Below are 21524 nucleotides of genomic sequence, written 5' to 3'. Positions count from 1 at the left end.
GAGCCTTGACCTTTAGGTAGAGTAAAATAATCGATGGAAGGGGATTTTTACAGGGGTTCTGTGGCTTAACTAACGCTTGGATAGCCAAGGCATCGCATTCATTTGGGATTGACGAGCGGGAAAGCCGGGTGAAGGCGCTCATGCTGGTGAGATAAAAGTTGAGGAATTCAGAAGCTTGGAAGTTGAAAAGTTGAACAAAACAGCGATCACCGGTCAGCGGTCAGCGATTAGTCAATCATTTTTATTTTGCTGTTTACTTCTTCCTTTGCCATCCCAAAAATTTCCACCACCTTGTTTTTCGAAGTCATCCCTCTTTTAATTGACAGACAGGTCTTCGGAACATCAAGTGTCTCGGAAAGCAATTCCATCAGCGCGGCATTTGCTTTCCCCTCAACCGGCGGCGCGTTTACCCATGCAAGCAGGCTGCCGTCTTCGGCAGCCGTAATCTTTTGCTGTTTCGCGTTTGGCTTGAGACGGACCGCAACAATGCATGAACCGGGCATTGCCTATAAATCCATCGAGGAGGCGACGTTGGATTGCGGAGGGATTTCCTCCAGGGTATCGTCTTCCATGGCCTCGCCGGACTTTGTTTCGGCATGCTGGCCGGCCTTGAGGTCGCCGCTGATGACATTGAGCAGTTCGAGCTGCGTCTTGAGCATGGCGCGGAACCGGGCGAGGAAACTGTCGCGCTGGGTCTTGAGGGACACGATCTCGCTCTCCAGGTCGTGCACGCGGCGCCGCGATTCGTCTTCATAGCGGCCGGCGCGGATCTGCGCGTCCTTGAGGATGAGCTCGGCCTCCTTCTGGGCGTTGAGCCGCGCCTCGTCGGTGGTGCGCTGGGCCGACAGCATGGTGTCGTTGAGGGTCTTTTCAATCGTCACGTAATGTTCCAGGTTCTGCTCGAGGTTCTTCACCTGCGTCTGCAGCTCGTTGTCCTGCTTGATGATCGTCTCGAACTCGCTGGCCACCATCTCGAGAAAGCTGTTCACCTCGTCGGAATCGAACCCCCACAGGGTCTTTCTGAAGGGCTGTTTTCTGATGTCAAGAGGAGTGAGTCTCATGCACGTCTCCTGAGTTAAAAAATGCCGTCCCGCTTATTCCTTCTTTATTGTACCCTTGCGGCTCGACTCGTGACAAGACCGGAGCTACAGTTAAGAAAATATATCGTGAAATATCCAGTATTTAATCATTTGGTGGGGACACCAATAAACGTTTCCCTTTCAATGCAGATGCAAAAAATAGTGCTGGGCGTTTCCCCGCTGCGGCGGGGTCGGTCTCCCTCAGGGCTCGGCCTGTCGGCCTCGTTGCCGGACCGCCCTATGCCTTGCGGCGGGGTCGGCCGGCAAAATGCAAATGATACAATTGACTGCGCGAAGCGCAACTACCTTACACTCGGGAACGAAGTGACAATTCGCTCTTGCTCGCCCCTCGGTCCACTTAACGCGGCGGCATTCTTCTTTTGTGTCAAGTATGTCGGTACCGGAAGGAGGGCCGACCCGAGCCTGAGTCTTAACGAAGGCGAGGGGAACGCCCAGAACCTATTCAAGAATTTTATTTTCTTTCTCCAAGCAGCAGCGTCCCGATCCTTATCATCGTCGCGCCCTCTTCAATGGCCCACTCGAAATCCGCGCTCATGCCCATTGAAAGCTCGACACGTGAAGCAAGGTGCCGGCATTGCTCCGCGCAGGCCCGCAGCGCGGCGAACGATTTTCTGGTGTTGGATTCCGAAGCGCCGAGCGGGCCGATGGTCATGAGGCCGCAGAACTCCAGGCCGGGATTTTTCGCAACGCTTTCGGCAACGGCAAAACATTCCCCGGGCGCGCATCCGGATTTTGTTTCCTCTTCCGATGTTTTCACCTGCACGAGCGCTTTTATTCTTTTCTGCAGGCCCTCGGCGCAGGCGCCGGCCTTTTCCGCGAGCCGGATGCTGTCGATCGACTGGATCCATTGCACCAGGGGAACCGCCTTGTTGACTTTATTTGATTGCAGATGGCCCACCAGGTGCATCTCGAACGCACCTTTCAACTGCGGCATCTTCTGCTCGATTTCCTGGACCCGGTTTTCGCCGATGTCATGGATGCCTCTGTCGATGACGGTCTGGATGGTTTCGATGGGATGGGTCTTGGTGACAACGATAACGCGCACGTCTGAAGGCGAGCGGTTGGATCTGGCGCAGGCGGCGGCGATGCGGTCCTGAAGGGATTTATATCGGGAAAGAAATAGGGACGTATCCACGATTCTGATTTCCACCATTGTTGATTACACTTTTTAATTTTATGGGATAAATATAAATTGTCTATGGATTGTTAATTGTTGGTTTATGTACCTTTTTCACGAAACTAAATCGTCATCATGTTTTCTTGTTAATGGACTCTTATGTCGTCAAACAATTCCAATCTTTCCATCCTCCACTTCTCCACCGGAAAATTTCTTCGCGGCGGAGAGCGCCAGGTTTTATTTCTCCACACAGGTCTTCTCAAACGAGGTTATAAAAGCGTTCTTGTCTGCAGAAAAAACGGCGAACTTGCATTACAAAGGCTGGAAAACACCGTGCCGGTGTCGTGGAACGGCGAATGGGACCTTTTCGCGCTGTTGCGGTTCATTGGAATCGTCAAAAAAAACAAGCCAGACGTCATCCACTGCCACGACAGCCACGCCCTGACGCACGGCGTGATTGCCGGAAAATCCACCGGCGTTCCGGTTGTTTATACGCGGCGTGTCGCGTTTCCCATGTCAAAAGGGTTTTTGTCGCGCAAAAAATACGGTTCCTGCGCCGCGATCATCGCCGTTTCAAACGCGGTTGCAGCGCAGTGCAAAGAGATTGCCGGCGACAAAAACGTGTACGTCGTCGGCGACGGCGCGGACGTCAACGCGGCCATGCTTCCAAGGGCGCAGGCAAGAAAGCTGCTCGGCATCCCGGACGACCGCTTTGTAATAGGGACCGTTGCGTATTTCACCGCGGAAAAAGACGTTTCGCTGCTTTTTCATCTCGCATCGGACATCGGGAAACGGAAACCCGATGCGATGCTGGTCTGCATAGGGCCTTTTAACGAAAAACTGAAGCGCCGCCATTCCTTTTCCGCAACCATCGTCTTCAAAGGCAAGCTCGACAACGCCGTTCAATATTACAGCGCGTTCGATTCGTATGTGTCAACCTCGTCGGCGGAGGGGCTCGGCAGCGCGCTTTTGGACGCCGTGGCGCGCGACATCCCCTGCGCGGCGGTTGACGCGGGCGGCACCCGCGACCTGTTCCCGGAAGGCTGGCCGCTCGTGGAGCGCGGCGACAGCGAAGGGCTCGCTGCCGCGGCACTCGCCCTCATGGGCGATTATCCCGCTGCAAAGGCCGCCGCGCAACGCTGCGGGGCCCGCGGCCGCAACATATTTTCTCTTGATGCCATGGTAGAAAAGACAATGGCCGTTTACGCTGAAAGTCTGCACGTATGATAAAAATCAGCGCCGTCATCATCACGCATAATGTCGGGGACACCATCGGGCGCACCCTCGGGTCGCTTGACTTCTGCGATGAGATCGTGGTTGCGGACTCGGGCAGCACCGACGCGACGCTTTCCCTCTGCGAAAAATACAAATGCCGGGTGTTCAATAGGCCTTTTGACGGTTTCGGCCCGTACAAGCGGTTTGCGGTCTCTGTAGCGGGCAACGACTGGGTGTTTTCCATTGACGCTGACGAAGTGGTATCAGAGGAATTGAAACAGGAAATCGTTTCGCTGTTTTCGGCTGGATCGCCTGCTGCGCAGGGCTATTATATTCCGCGGTCGCTCGTTTTCCTGGGCAGGCTCCTGCGGTTTGGCGGTGAATACAAGAAAAAACAGCTCCGGTTGTTCAACAGAAACGCCGGAACTTTTGATGACGAAAAAGTCCATGAAAAGGTATGCCTGCCAGGAAAAACCGGTTCCCTCAAAGGCCAGCTCCTCCATTACAGTTACGGCAGCATCAGCGATTATTTTGAAAAATTCAACAAATACACCACTGCCGCAGCGCAATCGCTTTTGGAAAAAGAGAAAACGGTCTCAGCGCTCGGCGCGATCGCCAGGTTCCCCCTCACCTTTATCAAAATTTATTTAATCAAAGGCTGCATTCTCGACGGCTATGCGGGATTTGTCTGGGCGCTTTTCTCCGCCATGTACCCTTTTGTCAAATACGTCAAACTGCTCGAACGGCGGCATTCAGGCGCCCTTATTCCAAAGATATGAAACTGTCCGGCTTTTCCTTCGCACGCAACGCCGACAAACTCGGCTATCCCATTGCCGAATCCATTGCATCGATCCTTCCCGTGTGCGATGAATTCGTGATCGCGATCGGCGCGGGCGACGCGGGCGACCGCACCCGCGACATCGTTGCCGCCGTGGGCTCGTCCAAGGTTCGCATCATCGACACCGTATGGACCGACCGCGATACGCTCAAAGGCGCTGTTTACAGCCAGCAGACCAACATCGCGCTTTCCCAGTGCACGGGCGACTGGTGCTTCTATCTCCAGGCCGACGAGGTGCTCCACGAGCGCTATCTTGACATCGTGCGAACGCGCTGCGAGCGGCTCCTCGGCGACGGCCGCGTTGAGGGCCTGTTGTTTTCCTACAAGCACTTCTGGGGCGACTACACGCATTTTCAAAACAGCCACGGCTGGTACCCGTACGAAATACGCATCGTACGGAACAACATCGGCGCGCAGTCGTTCGGCGACGCGCAGTCGTTCAGGCGCGGGGAAAAAAAACTCCGCGTCGCGCTCGCCAATGCCGAAATGTTCCACTACGGGTACGTTCGCCACCCGCGCCTCATGCAGCGACGCAACGCGGAAATCGAAACCACCTATCACGGCGAAGCCGAGGCGAGAAAGATGTTCGGGCACCGGCCGGCGCAGTTCGATTTCGGCCCCATGGAAAAACTCGCCGTTTACAAAGGAACACAGCCCAAGGTCATGGAAAAAAGGATCAGCGAAATGGACTGGAAGGAATTACTTTACAACAAGGGAAAGTCCACGGGCCCGCGAAAAAGCCTTAAGCACCGCATCCTCACCTGGATTGAAAAAACGTTTTTCGGCGGTAGGCAGGTCGGAGGGTATAAGAATTATATCTTATTGAAGGATGTTTGAAAAATTATGGATGATGAAATAAAAAGCGCAGGTGAACCACCTGCGCCCTCCCATTAAATAAAATCTATCAATTAAAATTTAAACGTTATCCCTCCGTCAAGGAACCCGAACCCGCCGCAGTCTTCCACGAACAGGCAGAACTTGGGTGAAAAATGCCAGCGCAGGCCGATGAATTCGCGCACGCCCCAGTCGGGTACGTACCCGTTGAGCGACGGCGCCACCCAGAAGCAGGGGCCCACATACACATCGAGCTTGTCGCGGACTTTGATCTTGTCTTCGAGCACTTTCAAGTTGAACGGGTGGAACGCGGCCCTGCCCAGAAAGGTGAGATAAAATGAATTGTAGTACCACGAAGACCATCCGTAATAATACCTGAACCCGATGCCGCCGCCGCCGGAAATCGCGTCGTGGAACGCGTAGTCGAACGCGGCGTGCACGCCGGCCGGGTACATGGGAATCGGTATTCCCACGTCAAGGTATTTGTCGCCGGCGGCGTAGCAGCTCCCCGCGCTCGTCGCCCAGTCCGCTGCAAAAGCGCCCGTTGAAAAAACAAGGCATGCGATGATTGTTGCTGCGATTGAACAATGTTTAAGCATAAAAACCCCTTCCTATGATGTTATCAATATAATTTTTGAGCCCGTTAATGCCGCAATCAACAATTTACTTTCTTCAATTTATTGCACGATTCCCTTTTCGGCCCAATAATGATCCGGATGGCCGTACTTCTGAATCGCGGCCCTGTCGTGCGGAATGGGCTCCGAAGAATGGAACAGATGGTACTGGATGGCCTCGCGCGTGATGGTTCTCACGTGGAGCCCCCGGCGCTTGAAGCGGGCGCACAGGTTGTTGTCCTCGAGCCCCCGGCCCGTGAGGGTCTCGTCGTAGCCGTTGACGGCGTAATAGTCGCCTTTGTAAACAGAGAAATTGCTTCCGAGGATCCAGTATTCCTTGCCGAAAAGGTTTTCCGCCCTGGGCAGCCCGGGCAGGCGCACCGCGTATTTGATGCTGCCGTCCTCGACGCGCCTGCGCAGAAACGAAAGCTTCTCCACGCGCCTGCCGGTGATGTCCGCGAGGGTCAGGGATTCGGTGAGCGCCCGCGGCAGCATCACGCGCCTGCCCGACAGAACCGCGTGCACCCGGCGGTTCACGAGGTGGCTCTCGAGGAACCTGTGGTGCAGCACCGAATCGCCGTCGATGAAGCAGAGGTAGTCGCTGCGCGAGGCCGCCACGGCCCGGTTGGCGATGATGGTCTTTCTGAAGCCGCGGTGCTCCTGGCGCACATGGCCCACGGGATGGCCGAAGCGCCCCTGCCATTGCTTGACAAGCGCGGCTATCTCCGGGCCGGAGCCGTCGTCCGCGACCACGACCTCGAAATCGCGTACGGTCTGGTTCGCGAGGCTCGCGAACACCTTTTCGAGGAAATCGGGCCTGTTGTGTACCGCGATGATCACCGACACTGCGGGCCGTCGCAGATAGACGAGGTCTTTTTTGGCGTAGTGTCCGGTGATGTCGGTGCAGGCGTGCAGGCAGCCGTGCGGGGCGGGCGACGCCCTGAACGTGGCGCGTATGAAGTGGTGCACGAAAACGTCGCCCGCGATCATGCACTGCCGGGCGGCGCCGGTTTCCGATTGTGCCTTTACAAGCCGGAGCTGCAGGTCCCAGTCGGGCGCGCTGACCTCCGTGTTCCACGGCCCTAGTTTTTCGAAGAGGGCCCTCCTGGCCACCACTGCGTTCCCCGAAATGCCCGGATACAGGAACCGGGTGAACTCCCTGCGCCTTTTTTCCGTGAACCTGTCCCAGCTGCCGTACATGAGCCGCACAAGCCGGGCGAGGTCGTGCGCCGTGTAGCGGATGCCCGCGGCGGCGCGCAGCCGCTGCAGCGCGTTGATCCTGCGCCACCGCCGCATGGCGCGCCGCGTTGCGCTCTCCGACTCCATGGTCTCGATACCGCACGGGGATATCGCGTCGAGTTTGTATTCGTCAAGGTATTCGATGAGCGTCTTGTCCCACGCGTTGGAGAGGCAGATGTCGTTGTTGAGGAACGCGACGAACTCGGCCGACGCGTGCTGCAGGCCCTGGTTCTGCGCGCAGGCGTAGCAGAGGTTCTTCTTGTTGCGCAGCACCGTTGCGCCGGCATGCTCGAAGAATTCCGCGGACCCGTCGTGCGATGCGTTGTCGATGATGATGAGCTCGAAGGGGTGAACGGTGTGGCGCTTGAGCGACTCGAAAAACAGCCTGCTGTATTCGAGCTGGTTGTGCACCGCGGTGACGATGGAAAGCTTCTTCATGCAGTCATCCCCTCCCTGGCCGCAATCCCCTTGTCCGCCCATGCCTGTTGCGGAAAACAGTATTTATCGATCGCTTCTTTGGAATGGGGAACGGGCGCCGACTCATGGAACAGATGAAACTGCACCGCCTCCCGGGTGACCGACCTGACGGCCACGCCATTCAGCTTGAGCCGCTCCCGCAGGTTGTCGTCCTCGATGCCGCGCCCCACGATCGATTCGTCGTACCCGTTGACCGCGCAGAAATCCTCTTTGTATAGTGAATAATTGCTGCCGTAAAAAGAATAGCCCTTTTTCCCCAGGTTCGACAGCGCAAACAGTCCCGGCACATGAAGGCCGTGCTTGCGGTCGCCACGTTCGCAGTGGTTCCACCAGAACCACGGTTTTTCAAACCTGCCCGTCGAAACATCTTCGTTGGTCATCGTTTCGGTAATCCATTTGTCAAGCATGACCCTTCTGCCGCCGAGCGCGGTGCGCCGCGCCCGGTGGCGAAAATGGCTTTGGAGAAACTTCTTGTGCAGAACGCAGTCGCCGTCGATGAACACCAGGTACTCCGCAGTGGCCGCGCCTGCGGCCTTGTTGGCGATCACGGTCTTGCGGAATCCGTCGTGGCCGTGCCGCACATGGCGGACCGGACGGACGAACTTACGCGCGTATCGCGCGATGCATTCCGCGATTTCCGGGCCCGAGCCGTCGTCCGCGACAAGGATCTCAAAATTGGAAAACGTCTGGTTGACAAGAGACAGAAATACCTTTTCAAGGAATTCAGGCTTGTTATACACGGCAATGATCACCGACACCAGCGGGACCCCGGCGGTATTTTTTCCTTCACGAGTGTCCATGTTCTCAAATGTCATGCTAAACCCAGGTTCTTTTTTATGCGGAGCGTCCAGTCCTCCGACGCATAGCCGCCGCGCGACTTGACGCCCACATACACGTCCCACAGCGATCCGAAATCGATGAGCCATGACGTTTTTCCCATGAGCGGATACAGCCGGTGGATAAGCACGTTCGTGGTCATGGATGCCGAAAATGCGATCACGGCCGGGCCCGACGATTCGTAATAGGACCCTATCCGCCGCTCGATGTCGTCCCTGTTCAGGTAGCAGTTCTTGAGCGGTATTTCAATGAAATGATCGTAAGGAAAAACACTGTCGCTCATGGCGCTCAGATGCGGCGGGCCCACCACCGCCACCTTCATGGCGCGCAATTGCTTAACAAGCGGGAACAGCGTTCCGTCGTTGTTCGCGTAATGGAACACGTCGGCGTCCTGCCACGCCACAGTTACCTTATGCGAATCAAGGAACCTCTTGATGTCGGTTCCCATGTCACGGATGGCGCGGTACTGCATGCCGCACAGATAGGCCGGCCGCGCAACGAGCGCGTCGCGCAGGTCCCTGCCGAGCTCGGGGAAAAACGCGTGGCCGTCGCAGTTTTCGCCCGGCCGCCCCAGCATCGCGTTCCATTCGCCGTCGCCGAACCGCGAAAACGAAAACGGCGTGCCCGAGGCCAGCAGGGACACGTAATAGTCAAGCGGCTTCCGCGCCACGCGCACCAGCGTGTTCGGGAGATATTTCTGGCGGAACCGGTTAAGCGCCTTCATGCCCGTTATTCCTGTTCCTTGACAAACGTTATTCCCATGCCGAAATGCGTGGCGCCGGGCGTCGCTCGGTACAAAGCGCTGTTGTCGATGCGCATGCCCGACAGAAACGCGGCGTTGAGCGATTCGGCCGAAACGTCGCCGTGCCAGGTCTTGCTCTCCGCCTGCACCCTATTGAGCGGATTGTTGAACACCGATGCGCCAATCGGCGCCAGCGCCTTTTTTATCCGCTTCACCCACCAGTGGTGGCGATGGGTGTGCATCCTGCCTTCAAATGAGTTCGGCGCTTCAAACACGATTTTCTTTATGATTTTCTGGATATGTTTCACGTGGTAGATGTTGCCGTCAACGCTGAAGGGATAATTCCACGTCACCCACCTGCGCTTTGAATAATTCCATTTCCATTCAAGATAGGGCCCGTGGATGATGAATTCCGGCGGCGTGTCGCCCGCGTATGTTCTGCTCGCGCGCAGACTGATGAAAAGGTGCTCATCGGAAAATGCATTGAGCACATTGTCAATTGCGCACGGTCTGAACATTATGTCATCATCCACCAGGAACATGACCAACGATTCCGTATCAAGGTTGCCGCAGATCGCCCTTACATCGTTTTGAAATGACTTTTCGGCAATCCACGATTGCTTTTCGATTGCCGGATTTCTTTTCACCACGTCATACCCTTTTTCAAATTCCGAACCCGTCGCCTTATACAACACCGTGATTGATGCATATGCCGTTTTAAAATGATCCCGTATGCTGCGCAGCAGGGAGTCGAGCTGGCAGGCCCGGTCCTTGGAGAAGATTAGCATATGAAGATTCGATGCCATTGCATTTTGCGCTTATTGGGGAATAGGCGCCTTCGCCGCCGCGATTTCGCCAATCGTCCATTCATTGAAAAAAACCGTATTGGCATTCAGCATTGTCCGTTGTAAAGCGCATCGCATGTCAAATCCCCTAAAAATATTTCTTCACCTTGTCAGACCGGCCGATGATGACGAGGGTGGAACCGCAGCAAGCATGACTGCTATGCCGTTTCTTGAGAATATTGGATCTGGTGCAGGTATTTGTACCGCTTGTTAAGCTTCATCAGCTCGCCGTGCGTGCCCTGTTCGGTGAGCCGCCCCTCCTCCATCACCACGATCCGGTCCGCCGCCGCGATGGTGGAGAGCCGGTGCGCCACCACGAGCGCGGTGCGGTTCTTCATGAGGTTGTTGATGGCGCCCTGCACGAGCCGCTCCGACTCGGTGTCGAGCGCCGACGTGGCCTCGTCGAGGATGAGGATTGCCGGGTTCTTGAGTAGGGCCCGCGCGATGGAGAGCCGCTGGCGCTGGCCTCCAGAAAGCATCACGCCGCGCTCGCCGATCACGGTGGCGAGCCCCTTGGGCATCTTCTCGATGAACTCCCACGCCTGCGCGGCCCTGGCCGCCTCGATCACCTTCTCCTGCGGCGCGCCGGCGATACCGTAGGCGATGTTGTTCTCCACGGTGTCGTTGAACAGCACGGTCTCCTGCGACACGATGCCGAACAGGCTGCGCAGCCCCACGAGGTCGAATTCTCTTGTGTCAACTCCATCGATCGTGATGGAGCCGCTGGTAATGTCGTAGAACCGCGGCAGCAGGTCGAGGATGGTGGTTTTGCCGCTGCCGCTCGACCCCACGAGCGCCACCACCTGGCCCTTCTTCACGGAAAAGCTCACGTCTTTGATGACCTCCTCCTCGCACCCGGGATAGGTGAAGCGGACGTTGGAAAAACGTATGTCGTTTTCAAAACGCGGAACGGCGCTTGACGAAACGCTCGAGAGCTTTTCGGGCGGCGTGTCGATGAGGGCGAACACCCGGCCGGCGGCGGCAAGCCCGGTCTGGATGGCGTTGTTCACTTGCGAAAGCGACTTAAGCGGCTGGAACATGATGAACAGGAACGCCATATAGGTGATGAAGTCCGCCGAGGTGAAGTTCTTTCCCATAAGCACGTCCCTGCCGCCAAACCACAGCAGCCCCGCCACCATGACGATACCGAGCGTCTCGACAAGCGGGCTCGACAGCGCGTTGAAAATTTGCGCGCGGAAGCTCGCTCTGGTGAAATACTGGTTTTCGGCCTTGAACTTCTTTTCCTCGGCCTCGTTCATGTTGAACATCTTGACAACACGGATGCCGTTCACGATCTCGTTCATGATCGAGGACAGGCCCGACACGCTTTCGAGCGACCGCCGGCTCCTGCGCCGCACCGTGCGCCCGATCTGCGTCAGGCAAAACCCGAGAACGGGATAAATGAGGAAAACAAAAAGCGTGAGCTTCGGGCTGAGGATGACCAGGATGGAAATGAAGAAAACCAGCCGCAGCGGGTCGGTGACGATTTTTTCAAACGTCCCCATCATGGAATTGTTGATCACCGCGATGTCGTTGAACATGAGCGAGATGATATTGCCCGACCGGTTGCGGTCGTAATAGGTGACCGGCAGCACCAGGGCGTGGGAGTAGAGGTGGTTGCGCATATCGCGGGTGACCACATAGTTCAGATTGCCGGTGACAAGCCCCTTGGAATACGCAAATACGTTTTTCGCGAAAAAAAACAGCACCAGGTACAAACAGACGATCTTGAGGGTGTCAAACACGCTATCCCTCTTGACAAGGAGATAGGTCCAATATTTAAGCGAGTCGTTGATGTGGCTGATGGAAAACTCTGGTTTGACAATGGAAAAGGTCTCGGGCTTGAAAATCGCATTGCTCAGGGGGCCTATGAACCAGAGCGACAGCGACTCGAACGTCACCACGAGCAGCGAAAGCACCACGGTGAGAACGAGCATGGTGATATAGGGTTTGAGATACCCGAGCATTCTGAAATATTGTTTGAACTGGTTCATAAAATTTTTCGTCCTCGCGGTGATGCTTCTTGCCGTAAAGGAAAAATACCTCAAATGGTGCAGTGCATCAATAGTTTAGCATGATAAAGCACAAAGTCCCGCACTACTGGGATTGGTTCTACCATTAATACCGTGCAAAAACTTCGCAAACTATATTTTAGTCATGCAACGGATTATTTTCCTATATCAACCGCATGCAATATTTTTATTCATCCATTGCCCAAGTTCGCATCAGGACCAAACTCAAGCCGTTGCTCATTGAAGCATGGAACCTTGCAATTAATTTGGAAAATGGCAAATCATCGGAAAAAGATATTATAAGTACGCTTAAGGAACGATACTCAGATTATATGACCTTGACCGGACATAATCTTCCTTCGCCGGGATCTTTTGAAAACGCTTTAATAAAGACGCGATTGCGAGAAATCCCTGATTTTGGATTGAAACAGATTTGCGGGTCCATCCAATGATGTGTATCTTTTCCCATTGATGACGAAATGATGAAAATCATTCATGTACATCTACTTCTCCTTGTCCTTAGTTTACCCGCCATGTCCTGGGACCAGCCCGAGGAGATCCAAAAGTCCAAAGGGGATTATTTTGTCGGCCCGTTCCTCACCTACGGCAGGCGCGCCGGATTTATGGACTTCGAAAGCGTACAGAAAAGCGTTGCGGTTGCCCGCGCAAATCTCTTGACGTGGGGCCTTACCGGCGGCGTCCGGCTGCCGCTCGGCAACTTTCTGCGCTTCCAGGCCGGCCTGTGCATCGACGCGGGCAACGTCACCGACGACACCCTCTATACTTCAAAGCCGGCGCTTGACAAATACTATTATTATCACGCCGCGCTGGAGCCGGCCCTGCTCTGCGGCCTGCTCCCGTTCAAAAGCCGCGTGACGCCGTTTCTTGTCCTGAGCGCCGGCGTCAATGCCGTGTGGGTCAACGAGCGCACCTTTCTTCTGGACCAGCCGGGCCAGGAGGTGATCTTCACCGACCGCAGTTATGTCAACGAGGTGAGCTGGTCCGTGAGCGGCAGCGCGGGCTTGGGGCTCAACATCGCGATCAACAGCGGCATCGGCATCGGCCTTATGTCAACATTCAGGTACCTTTATCCTGTGTCGTGGAAAATCGAGGAGGACTATCCGCTGAATGCGGTACGGTACACCGAGACACATTACGGGAACGTGACGTGGCTGGGGATTTATTTTGCGTTTAAGTAGTTTTAGAATAATTTGGGCGTTCCCCCGTTCGTAGGAGCGAAAAATTTTTCGCCCCTGCAAGCGGGGTCGGCCGTCCTTCCGGTCCACCCCTTCGGGTGCTTCTCCCTCGTCAGGGATTTCCAAGGGTCACAAGGGTCGTCGTCCTTCGGCTCGGGCTGCCACGGCGCGAGGCCGCTTCGCGGTGCGCCGGGCAGCACCCCGCTCCGGCGGGTCTATTTCCTCCCTTTGGTCGGGACCAAGCTCCAGTCCTGCCCACCGCGTCGGCAAACTTCTGAATAGTAAAGATGCTTTTGCGACTCCCATCGGGATTATTGCATCATGTCAAGCAGGACTCTTCACGAGGAACTATTATTGAATTGCCGCGACCATTCCACAAAGTAATGTAGCTGCCAGCTCCGTCCTCAACCTGTTCTTCGACAATGAAACAGAAACTGCGCCTGATGCCTTCAACGACTCAATTTCCTTCTGCGAAAAGCCGCCGGGCGGACCGATAATGCAGGAGAAAGCTGCAGCGTTTTTTGTCCTGTCAACTACATCCACAAACGGCGCACCATTTTCGTCCGCCAAAAGCATGAGCGACCCTTTGCATCCTTCAAGCGCCGCTGGCAATTTTTCAGGCGGTTTGCAATCCGGCAGCCATGCGCTTTTCGCCTGCTTGATACCGGCGATCATTTTTTTCACGATGCGCACGGATTGTGTCTCCCATCCCTTCCACCAGCGGCCCTGGCAAAACTCACATTCCACTGGAATTATTTCTGAAGTTCCGAGAGACGCAAGATTCCCGCACAGTTCCCCAAACGCCTCTTTTTCCGGAAGCCCGACAACGAGGGAAATCTTTTTTTTCGGCGCGGAGGACGGAACTTTTTTTATCACGGCACACGTGGCGCCTTCCGCTGTTTTCTCCTGAATGGCGCATTCGTAAATCGCGCCTCTGCCATCGGTGATCATGATCGGATCGTCGGCGGACGTGCGAAGCGCGGAAAAAACATGACGTGATTCCTCTTTGTCGAGAAACGCCGTTCCGTTTTCGATGCGGGAGGAGTAAAAAAGAAAATGGGAAGATGGGTTCATGGGTTAATAAGTTAATGGGCTCGCCGTGGGATTCATTGGCAGGTCAGTCATTCCATTAATCTGAAAATTTATCGTGATTACTTTTTAACGCGTCATCCCGTCAACGCTTCAACTCGTCAACTCTCCGTTATTCTTCCACCACAATCGCCTCCACCGGGCAGTCTGTAGCGGCTTCCTTGCATTTGTCCTTGAGCTCCGCAGGCACCCGGTCGACCTTTGCCTTGGCGACATTCGTCTCGTCGTCCATGACAAACACTTCCGGGCAGGTGTCCACGCACAGTCCGCACCCGATGCACACGTCGGCTTTTACCGTGGCTTTCATGGAAAACCCCTTTAATTATTTATTATTGAAAATAAATAATTCAACGATAAATGAAAGGCCAGCATAAAAATTATTATTCGGCTTGTTAAAAGGAAAAACCATCTCATCAACAACATCTTTCTGTGCTTAGACAACAACTATATCTTGCGCCAGGGGCGACCGGAGGGAGAACCGGTGCCGTGACTGGCAGGCGCCATGATTTCTTAGGCAGTTATGAAACAGCCTGAACTTCCCCCACAAAAAATATTATCTTTTCCTGCCTTCCTCTCTGCATTCCTTGGCATACCTGCACCAATTATAGCACGACTGCATCGAATTCTCCGAACTCCATCCGCATGCCGCGCATTTAATCATCGCGTCTGAGGAAAACACTTCAACCTCCCCCCCGCACGCGGGGCATCTGCTCACCGCGAGCGTGGGCGTGCGCATGTTGTCCGATCCGGGGCACCGCGACGTCATGTCACACCCATTCCTCGGACAGTTTTTCACCTTCCAGGGAAATGACCACGGACTTGATCGGGATTTTCCTCGACGCCTTTTTCACCGCCTCCTGCGCCAGACCCAGAAGCCCCCGGCAGCAGGGTACCTCCATGGTGAGCACGGTGAGCGTGTTGATTTTTGCATTGTCAATGAGCGCCGTTATTTTCTCGGCATACGCCTCCTGTCCCTCGTCGAGTTTTGGGCAGGCGATGGAAAGCGCCTTTCCCCTGAGCCAGTCCTTGTGGAAATCACCGTAGGCGTACGCAACGCAATCGGCCGACAACACCACGTCGGCGCCCCGGTAGGCCGGCGCCACGGGCGAAATCAGGTGCAACTGCACCGGCCAGTGCGTCAGCGCGGACTGCCGTTTGCCCCCGTTTTCCGGCGCGACAGATTGATTTTTGGTAATCGTCCTCGTTGCCGCTCCGGGGCACCCTCCGCGCTCGTGCATAGGTGCCTCCTTTTTGTCAGGAATGGTTATATGATTTTCCTTGAGATATTCCACGGCTTCGTTATAATAGCGGGTCTGGTTGTGGCATTTTAGATGTTCAAGATGCGCCGCGATCACGTTGTCTCCCTGCCCGACGATATTGTCCATTACCTTTTTCCCGTCGTATGATTCTGCCTCGCGCTCCTCGGTTGCCATGGCGCCCTGCGGGCAATGGCCGATGCATGCGCCGAGACCGTCGCAGAACAAATCACTGATGAGCCGCGCCTTGCCGTCCACGATCTGCATGGCGCCCTCCGGGCAGTTGGGAATGCAGGCGCCGCAGCCGTTGCATTTTTCCCGGTCAATGGTGATGATGGTGCGTTTCATGCAATTCTCCTTACGTGCGTGTCACCATGAATATACCGCGCGACAGGGATTTCATCCTTGATCTACGTCAAGAAACCGGTGTTTTTTTACTTTTCCCTGGGCTGTTCGAGCGGGGTTTTTGCGGAACGCACCTGGTTGCGGCCCTCTTTTTTTGCCTTGTAAAGGGCCTTGTCTGCCGCGTGGATCACGTCGATGATGGACTGGGCGGCGTCTTCGCGGGTGGAAACGCCGCACGAAACGGTGACGCTCAGCGTCTTTTTCCGCGTTTTTATTTTCATTTTCTGGATGGCCGCGCGCAGCTTTTCAACGACCGGCACAACGTCTTTCAAGCTTTTCTGCGAAAAGAAGACCACGATCTCCTCGCCGCCGTAGCGGCACACCGTGTCGTTGGGCACTACCTCGCGCTGGATGGCCTGGGCCACGGAGTACAGCACCACGTCGCCCGCCTGGTGGCCGTAGGTGTCGTTGACGTTTTTGAAATGGTCGAGGTCGAGCATGGCAACCGTGAACGGCGGCGCCGTGTTGATGTTGCTCTGCTCAGAGATGATCTTGCTGCAGAAATCCCTATTGTAAATGTGCAGGAGCGGATCGTATTGAACGCGGTGCTCCATACGCAGGAACCAGTGGATGATGACGCTCGCGGTGAGATACACCGGCATCATGGAGAACAGCGCGGTTTCCACGGGGTTGACACCGTGAAACCACACCCGCGACGCCCAGGCCGGCGCGAAGAAAAATGCCCATCCCGCAAGCAGGCCACCCAGGTAAAAATCATTCCTGACCTTGAACCAGCTCAGCGCCGCGACAAGCGCAAACAGAAGCATTCCTGTAAAAAATACTGGGTCCCACATGCTGTCGGGGTCAAGGCCGCGCGCCCATTGTGTTGCTTGCGGGGACAGCCGCGCGACAAGCACCAGCACGCTTTCCACCGTGATGACGCTCAGGGTGATCTGGCGCACCAGGCGGTACTTGTACGCCGAGGAGAGAAACAAGATGCCTGCGCCGTTCACGAGCATGAGCAGGTACAAAAAAACCACAAAGCCGTTCCCCGCGCGCGGAAGTACGGGCAGGGCCCAGAAAAATTTGTACAGCGCAAAGTAGGCGATGCCGAAAAGTCCGGTGATGTATCCGGCAAGATAGACCTTGATGTTCTGGACGCGCGGATAGGAAAAATGGCCTGCGAAAAACGCGGTCAATGAAAACGCCAGTCCGATGGCGGGCAATAGGGTAGTATAGAGGTTTTTATGGTGGCTGTACGGATTATTGAGCGCCACGGCCACGCAGGCGCCGGTAAACGCGACCGCGCACAGGTAAAAAACAAGGCCCCACTGGTTTTTGTTTTGCATGGCTCTTGAGTAATAAATTTTATCGTTTTGGACGAGAATTTTCCACCGGACTTTTAAAAATATATACTTGATGATATAACCATTAAAGTCTGTGCAAAAAGCGCAAAAAATTATGGCGCGGTCAAATGAAAGATAAAACGCCCGTTGAGTAGTCGGTGAAACTGGCGTATCGAGACCAGAACATATGGCCTACGGAACGATTATAGGATGTCGTCTCGATGCGTCTGCGTCGCAGACTACTCGACGACCGGGAATTAAACATTTGAAGGGATTAAAGAATCCAAACGGACCTTTATCTCGTCTTTGAAACCGTAGCGCTCCAAGGGCCCTTTTTCCACCGCCCGTTCCTCTCGACGTACTTGTCGTCTTTTCCGTGCGTGTTGACAGAATGCACTCTTGTCAGGAATTTCCTCTTACGCAATATTTCATGGATAGTCCGTGGAAACACAATAATTTCATCGCCGGCGTGAAGGACCACGGGCGGGCCGTTATCGAGCCTTATCGTCATTGCACCTTTCAGCACGGTGTAACATTCCGTAGCACGAAGGTGTTTATGTCGCGTCTGTTTTGCTTTCTCGGAAAACGTTGAAACCTCTAGCCCGCCTATTCCTGTTTCAACGACCGGCGTTTTTTCTGGAACGACGGTTGATTTCCAAACACGCTCACTGGCAGATTTTTCCTCGTCAGGATATATCTTGCTGACAAGAACTTTCCGGCCGTTGCTTGACGGTTCGCAAAGCTTTTTGTCGGCTGCGGCGTTTTTAAGCCGCAGCACAAGAAATCCGATGTTTGATTTTCTTTTCATGATGAATACCATGCTATGCAGAATAAATCATTCCCGCGCTTGTCTGCCCGTTTCTTCCCGCCGCCGCCACCAGAACCGATTGCGCAGGCCCGCGCTGCTGCTCATCATAAAAATTCTTCAATGACGGGTGAACGGGAAACTGAGGATACACCGCGCTGCTCGCCACGATATCGCATGCCATAAGGCACGACAGCATCGCGCCCAGACCGAAGGTCTCGCCGAAAACGGGCTTTGAAAAAAGCAGCGCCGGCTTTTTTCCGGCATTTTTCTTTCCGAGACGCTCGAGGAGCCGGAGCTCGTGAACATCCTGCATGCCGGCGCCGGCACCGGAAATAACGACGTCCGCCCCGCCTTGAAATTCTTCAATATTGACAGGAGAGAAACTGCAAAGCGGTTTCCTGCCGATGTATCGTGACAACGGCTCAAGAACGAAAAACGCGCCGCCTTCCGATATTCCGATCCCTACGCCCTCTCCATTCTCCCGGGGCCACGGCAGGTACGCAGGCGCTTTTTCGCCGAACCAGCCGCAGGCGCGATACGCGCCGTGCACCACCTCCGAATATTCCTCGGACGATCCGGCAAGGCAGACGTTGTATTCACCATCCGAAAGGTTTTGGCAGCAGCAGTTGAGCACGTCAAGCCCGTTGTTTTCGTAACCGAGGATCGTTGTGCCGCCGGCGGTGAGCTTGAGAAATGCGGAAACGTTCGACAGCGACGCGTTGGTCACGCCGTTTGAAAAGCTGTTGGGCGAGGCCTTGTCGGGCCCGTAATCGAAAAGATAATCATGGAACTCGGCAAGGTGCGACGTCGAGCCGTGCGTCAGTCCCACAAAAAGTCCTGCGGCCGCGGGAGAAAAATCTGCGGCTTTTGCTGCCTGCCGGCCGGCAAACAGAGAAAACCGGGTGAGCTTGGACATACGGCGCATGTCGTTTTTTGAAATTCCCTCTATTGCCGGGACCTGCAGCACCAGCATCACCCGGCCTGATGATGCCGGCTGCGCCGGCCGCAACGCCGCAAGCCCTGTGCCTGCGGGAAGAATTACGCCGACGCTGGTGATGCCGAGGGCGTTCTGCATCATTGGGCCTTCCCTAAAAGCAAGCTCGCGACCTCTCCGCCGAACCCGAGCGATGCTGTTAAAACGTTTTTAAGTTCGGCCGCAAACGGTTTCTTGGCGACGGAAAGGCCGTTGAATTGCGGATCAAGGATTTCGTGAAACAGGGTCGCCGGAACGATGCCGTTTAATATTGACAACACAGCAAACACGGCGGCAATGGCGCCGGCCGCGCCCAGGGTGTGGCCGGTCATGGATTTGGTGGAGCACACCGGCACTTCGCTGCAACGGCCGCCGAATATGGTCTTCAAGGCATTGTATTCGGAAAGGTCGTTGAACACCGTTGCCGTGCCGTGGAGATGGACATGATCAACGCCCGCCGGCTGAAAAGCCGCCTGCGCCAGGGCCTTTTTAACCGCGGCGCTGATGCCGCTTCCGTCCGGATTTGAGCGCGTCTGGTGATATGCCTCGAGCGCTTCCCCGAATCCTTTTACAACCGCGAGCGGCCGCGCGCCGCGTGCGGTCGCGGCTGCGGCGCTTTCGAGCACCATCAGCGCCGCGCCCTCGCCCGGGTTGAGCCCGTCCCGGCCCGCGTCGAACGGCCTGCAGGGATTCTTGGAAATCAACATGAGAGATTTGAAGCCCGCCACGAGAAAAGGGCTCAGCGCTTCCACGCCGCCCGCCATAACCATGGAGGCGTGGCCGTTCCGGACAGAGCGGAACGCGCGGCCTATGGCGGTCGCGCCAGAGGCGCACGCGGACGAAATCGTGGTGCGCCTGCCGCGTATCTTGTTTTTTTCGGCAATGTAATCGGCCGGCGTGCACGGCAGAAATCCTGAAACAAGATTCGTGTCTGGCGTCTTTCTCGAACGCTTCTGCTGGTAATACAGGGTCGCGCCGTGGAAATTGCCCGCGGTTGTCCCCACCATGACGTCCGCACCGCACCCGCCGTTTACTTTTGCCTGAGAAAGCGCCTCTTTACAGGCGATGTCGAGGAGCAGGTCCGCACGCGATGCCGCGCTTTCTTCGATGGAAAGCCCAAGCGCTTCATGCGGCACCATGCCGCAGATGACGTCGGTTTTATGTTCGCCATCGAAAAAGGAGTGTGGAGCAAGGCCGGAGCGGGAGTTGACAAGCGCGTCAAGGTGGGACTTGACGCCCGCGCCGAGCGCCGAGACGATTCCCATGCCGGTGATCCAGACCTCGTTATTCATGATATTTCAAAATAAATAAAGAGCCGGACGTTCTTGGAGGGTTTTACCAGTCGCGGATTTCAGATTGATGTTTGACGATTTTAATTCCGCAATCCGCATTTTAAAATCTGCGATTTCTCAGGGGGAGACATCCCCCGCCAATTTATTTAATTCTTATCCAAAATCCGCTTGAACAGCTTATACATCTTATATCTCTGCGGCTCATCCTTATAAAACGTCTTCCACGCATATTCATATAATTCCTGCAGCTTGTCCGGCTTCATGTGCTTCGGCCTGAACACCACTTCGCCGGTGGTATAGCGCGAAAAGTCATTCGTTAAAATCCTTCCCTCGGCCTCGAGGCTTTCGCGTATGGGGGTGTGCGCAAACGGCGTGAGCACGGTGAATTCCGCAAGGTCAAGCTCCGCCTCGGCGAGAAAGTCCACGAGCCGCCTGATGCCGTCCTCGGTGTGGTCGTCGGTGCCCAGGATGATGGTGCCCTCCACGCCGATGCCGAACTGCTTATAGCGCCTGATCCTGTTACGGATGAAATCCGATGTGTCGAACACCGCTTGGTACACGTACCACGCGCCCGCCTCGGCCGCTTTTGCGAGCACGTCGTCGTCGTCCTCGATGGGATGGCAGCACCAGCGCTTTTTGAACGGCGCCATTGCCGTGAAGAGCTCAAGCTCCCATTTCTTGTCCTGCGCGAGCGAGTTGTCAACCACGAACAAACGGTCGTTGCCGATGGTGGCGAGCTCCTCCACCACCCTGGCAATGGGCCTCGGCCTGAAATTCCTGCCGCCGAGAAACGGCGTGCAGCAGGGAAAGCAGTTGAACCTGCAGCCGCGCGACGCGTGGAACAAATCCACCATGGCCGTGCCCTTGTACGAATAGTTTTCATGCCTGAGAATCGACCGCCGCGCCGGCCCGACAAGCGCGATGTCCGGAAAATTCTGCAGGTAATCGTATTTGGGCTTGAGAGCGCCGGCGTTGATGTCGTCAAACACCTGATCAAGCCGCCCCTCCGCTTCTCCGAGGAACACGCTGTCGGCGTGTTTCTTCACCTCTTCGTGATGCAGCATTGTGGCGATGCCGCCGAAAATCACCGGGATCTTTTGTATCCTGAACCGCGCCGCTATTTCAAAGGCGGAAGGCAATTGACAGGTGAGCATCGTCGAGACGCCGACCACGTCCCAGCCGCCGTCAAACGGCACCTCCTCAACATTCTCATCCGCAAAGGTCACCTCGACCCACGGCGGGATTGCCGCGGCCATGACCACGGGCCCGTGCGGCGGGAGGTGGAATTCGGTCTGGAACGGGAGCTTGGGCCACTTCGGATAGACAAGCAGGAATTTCAAGCCGTATGA

Annotated in this window: 22 protein-coding genes; 4 read left to right on the top strand and 18 right to left on the bottom strand. The window is 55.5% G+C overall.

Annotated features, from left to right (window positions below; genetic code table 11):
- Positions 1-227: 227 nt before the first annotated feature.
- From VLX68_11680 to VLX68_11670, 3 genes are all read right to left on the bottom strand, one after another.
- On the bottom strand, positions 228-503 hold the full coding sequence (locus tag VLX68_11680) for a DUF167 domain-containing protein (protein ID HUI92898.1): 276 nt from the start codon (positions 501-503) through the stop codon (positions 228-230).
- 3 nt (positions 504-506) lie between these two features.
- Entirely contained in the window at positions 507-1061 is a 555-nt protein-coding gene (locus tag VLX68_11675) for a DivIVA domain-containing protein (protein ID HUI92897.1), read from the bottom strand.
- Between the two features lie 490 nt (positions 1062-1551).
- Entirely contained in the window at positions 1552-2235 is a 684-nt protein-coding gene (locus tag VLX68_11670; GenBank protein ID HUI92896.1) for a YggS family pyridoxal phosphate-dependent enzyme, read from the bottom strand.
- A gap of 141 nt (positions 2236-2376) precedes the next feature.
- Here VLX68_11670 and VLX68_11665 point away from each other — a divergent pair, with 141 nt between their 5' ends.
- Genes VLX68_11665 through VLX68_11655 form a run of 3 tightly spaced genes read left to right on the top strand, consistent with a single transcriptional unit; the run spans position 2377 to position 5107 of the window.
- On the top strand, positions 2377-3444 hold the full coding sequence (locus VLX68_11665) for a glycosyltransferase (protein HUI92895.1): 1068 nt from the start codon (positions 2377-2379) through the stop codon (positions 3442-3444).
- Positions 3441-4211 (top strand): glycosyltransferase family 2 protein, encoded by a 771-nt coding sequence (locus VLX68_11660; protein HUI92894.1) that lies wholly within the window; start codon positions 3441-3443, stop codon positions 4209-4211. The genes VLX68_11665 and VLX68_11660 overlap by 4 nt, the downstream gene beginning before the upstream one ends.
- Positions 4208-5107: a hypothetical protein gene (locus VLX68_11655; GenBank protein HUI92893.1), complete on the top strand. Its 900-nt coding sequence runs from the start codon at positions 4208-4210 to the stop codon at positions 5105-5107. The genes VLX68_11660 and VLX68_11655 overlap by 4 nt, the downstream gene beginning before the upstream one ends.
- Before the next feature lie 71 nt (positions 5108-5178).
- Here VLX68_11655 and VLX68_11650 read toward each other — a convergent pair whose 3' ends face one another.
- The 6 genes from VLX68_11650 to VLX68_11625 all read right to left on the bottom strand — a co-directional run bounded on the left by VLX68_11650 (position 5179) and on the right by VLX68_11625 (position 11852).
- Entirely contained in the window at positions 5179-5703 is a 525-nt protein-coding gene (locus tag VLX68_11650) for a hypothetical protein (protein ID HUI92892.1), read from the bottom strand.
- A 78-nt stretch (positions 5704-5781) separates the two neighbouring features.
- Positions 5782-7395 (bottom strand): glycosyltransferase, encoded by a 1614-nt coding sequence (locus tag VLX68_11645; GenBank protein ID HUI92891.1) that lies wholly within the window; start codon positions 7393-7395, stop codon positions 5782-5784.
- Positions 7392-8249, bottom strand: coding sequence for a glycosyltransferase (locus VLX68_11640; GenBank protein HUI92890.1), 858 nt, complete (start codon positions 8247-8249; stop codon positions 7392-7394). The genes VLX68_11645 and VLX68_11640 overlap by 4 nt, the downstream gene beginning before the upstream one ends.
- Positions 8246-8995: a hypothetical protein gene (locus VLX68_11635; protein ID HUI92889.1), complete on the bottom strand. Its 750-nt coding sequence runs from the start codon at positions 8993-8995 to the stop codon at positions 8246-8248. The genes VLX68_11640 and VLX68_11635 overlap by 4 nt, the downstream gene beginning before the upstream one ends.
- 5 nt (positions 8996-9000) lie before the next feature.
- Entirely contained in the window at positions 9001-9801 is an 801-nt protein-coding gene (locus VLX68_11630; GenBank protein HUI92888.1) for a hypothetical protein, read from the bottom strand.
- A 215-nt stretch (positions 9802-10016) separates the two neighbouring features.
- Complete coding sequence (locus VLX68_11625; protein HUI92887.1) at positions 10017-11852, bottom strand: ABC transporter ATP-binding protein; 1836 nt, start codon at positions 11850-11852, stop codon at positions 10017-10019.
- 497 nt (positions 11853-12349) lie between these two features.
- Here VLX68_11625 and VLX68_11620 point away from each other — a divergent pair, with 497 nt between their 5' ends.
- Complete coding sequence (locus tag VLX68_11620) at positions 12350-13069, top strand: hypothetical protein (GenBank protein ID HUI92886.1); 720 nt, start codon at positions 12350-12352, stop codon at positions 13067-13069.
- Between the two features lie 348 nt (positions 13070-13417).
- On the opposite strand, the gene VLX68_11615 is transcribed toward VLX68_11620, so the two are convergent.
- The 9 genes from VLX68_11615 to VLX68_11575 all read right to left on the bottom strand — a co-directional run bounded on the left by VLX68_11615 (position 13418) and on the right by VLX68_11575 (position 21515).
- Positions 13418-14140: an RsmE family RNA methyltransferase gene (locus VLX68_11615; protein ID HUI92885.1), complete on the bottom strand. Its 723-nt coding sequence runs from the start codon at positions 14138-14140 to the stop codon at positions 13418-13420.
- A 127-nt stretch (positions 14141-14267) separates the two neighbouring features.
- Complete coding sequence (locus tag VLX68_11610; protein HUI92884.1) at positions 14268-14462, bottom strand: ferredoxin; 195 nt, start codon at positions 14460-14462, stop codon at positions 14268-14270.
- A 246-nt stretch (positions 14463-14708) separates the two neighbouring features.
- Positions 14709-14921: a hypothetical protein gene (locus tag VLX68_11605; GenBank protein HUI92883.1), complete on the bottom strand. Its 213-nt coding sequence runs from the start codon at positions 14919-14921 to the stop codon at positions 14709-14711.
- A gap of 1 nt (position 14922) precedes the next feature.
- Positions 14923-15759 (bottom strand): 4Fe-4S binding protein, encoded by an 837-nt coding sequence (locus VLX68_11600; protein ID HUI92882.1) that lies wholly within the window; start codon positions 15757-15759, stop codon positions 14923-14925.
- An 86-nt stretch (positions 15760-15845) separates the two neighbouring features.
- On the bottom strand, positions 15846-17105 hold the full coding sequence (locus tag VLX68_11595) for a GGDEF domain-containing protein (protein ID HUI92881.1): 1260 nt from the start codon (positions 17103-17105) through the stop codon (positions 15846-15848).
- A gap of 292 nt (positions 17106-17397) precedes the next feature.
- Positions 17398-17910, bottom strand: a complete 513-nt coding sequence (locus VLX68_11590; GenBank protein HUI92880.1) for a cupin domain-containing protein — start codon at positions 17908-17910, stop codon at positions 17398-17400.
- A gap of 13 nt (positions 17911-17923) precedes the next feature.
- Positions 17924-18988, bottom strand: coding sequence for a beta-ketoacyl synthase N-terminal-like domain-containing protein (locus VLX68_11585; GenBank protein ID HUI92879.1), 1065 nt, complete (start codon positions 18986-18988; stop codon positions 17924-17926).
- A complete protein-coding gene (locus VLX68_11580) occupies positions 18985-20175 on the bottom strand; it encodes a beta-ketoacyl-[acyl-carrier-protein] synthase family protein (protein ID HUI92878.1) in 1191 nt (396 codons plus the stop codon). The genes VLX68_11585 and VLX68_11580 overlap by 4 nt, the downstream gene beginning before the upstream one ends.
- A gap of 146 nt (positions 20176-20321) precedes the next feature.
- A complete protein-coding gene (locus VLX68_11575) occupies positions 20322-21515 on the bottom strand; it encodes a hypothetical protein (GenBank protein ID HUI92877.1) in 1194 nt (397 codons plus the stop codon).
- Between the last annotated feature and the right edge of the window lie 9 nt (positions 21516-21524).

The organism is Chitinivibrionales bacterium, from assembly GCA_035516255.1.
Taxonomy (GTDB): Bacteria; Fibrobacterota; Chitinivibrionia; order Chitinivibrionales; family FEN-1185; genus FEN-1185.
Note: the sequence above shows the minus strand (reverse complement) of the source record. Positions and strands in the feature narration are given on the sequence as shown.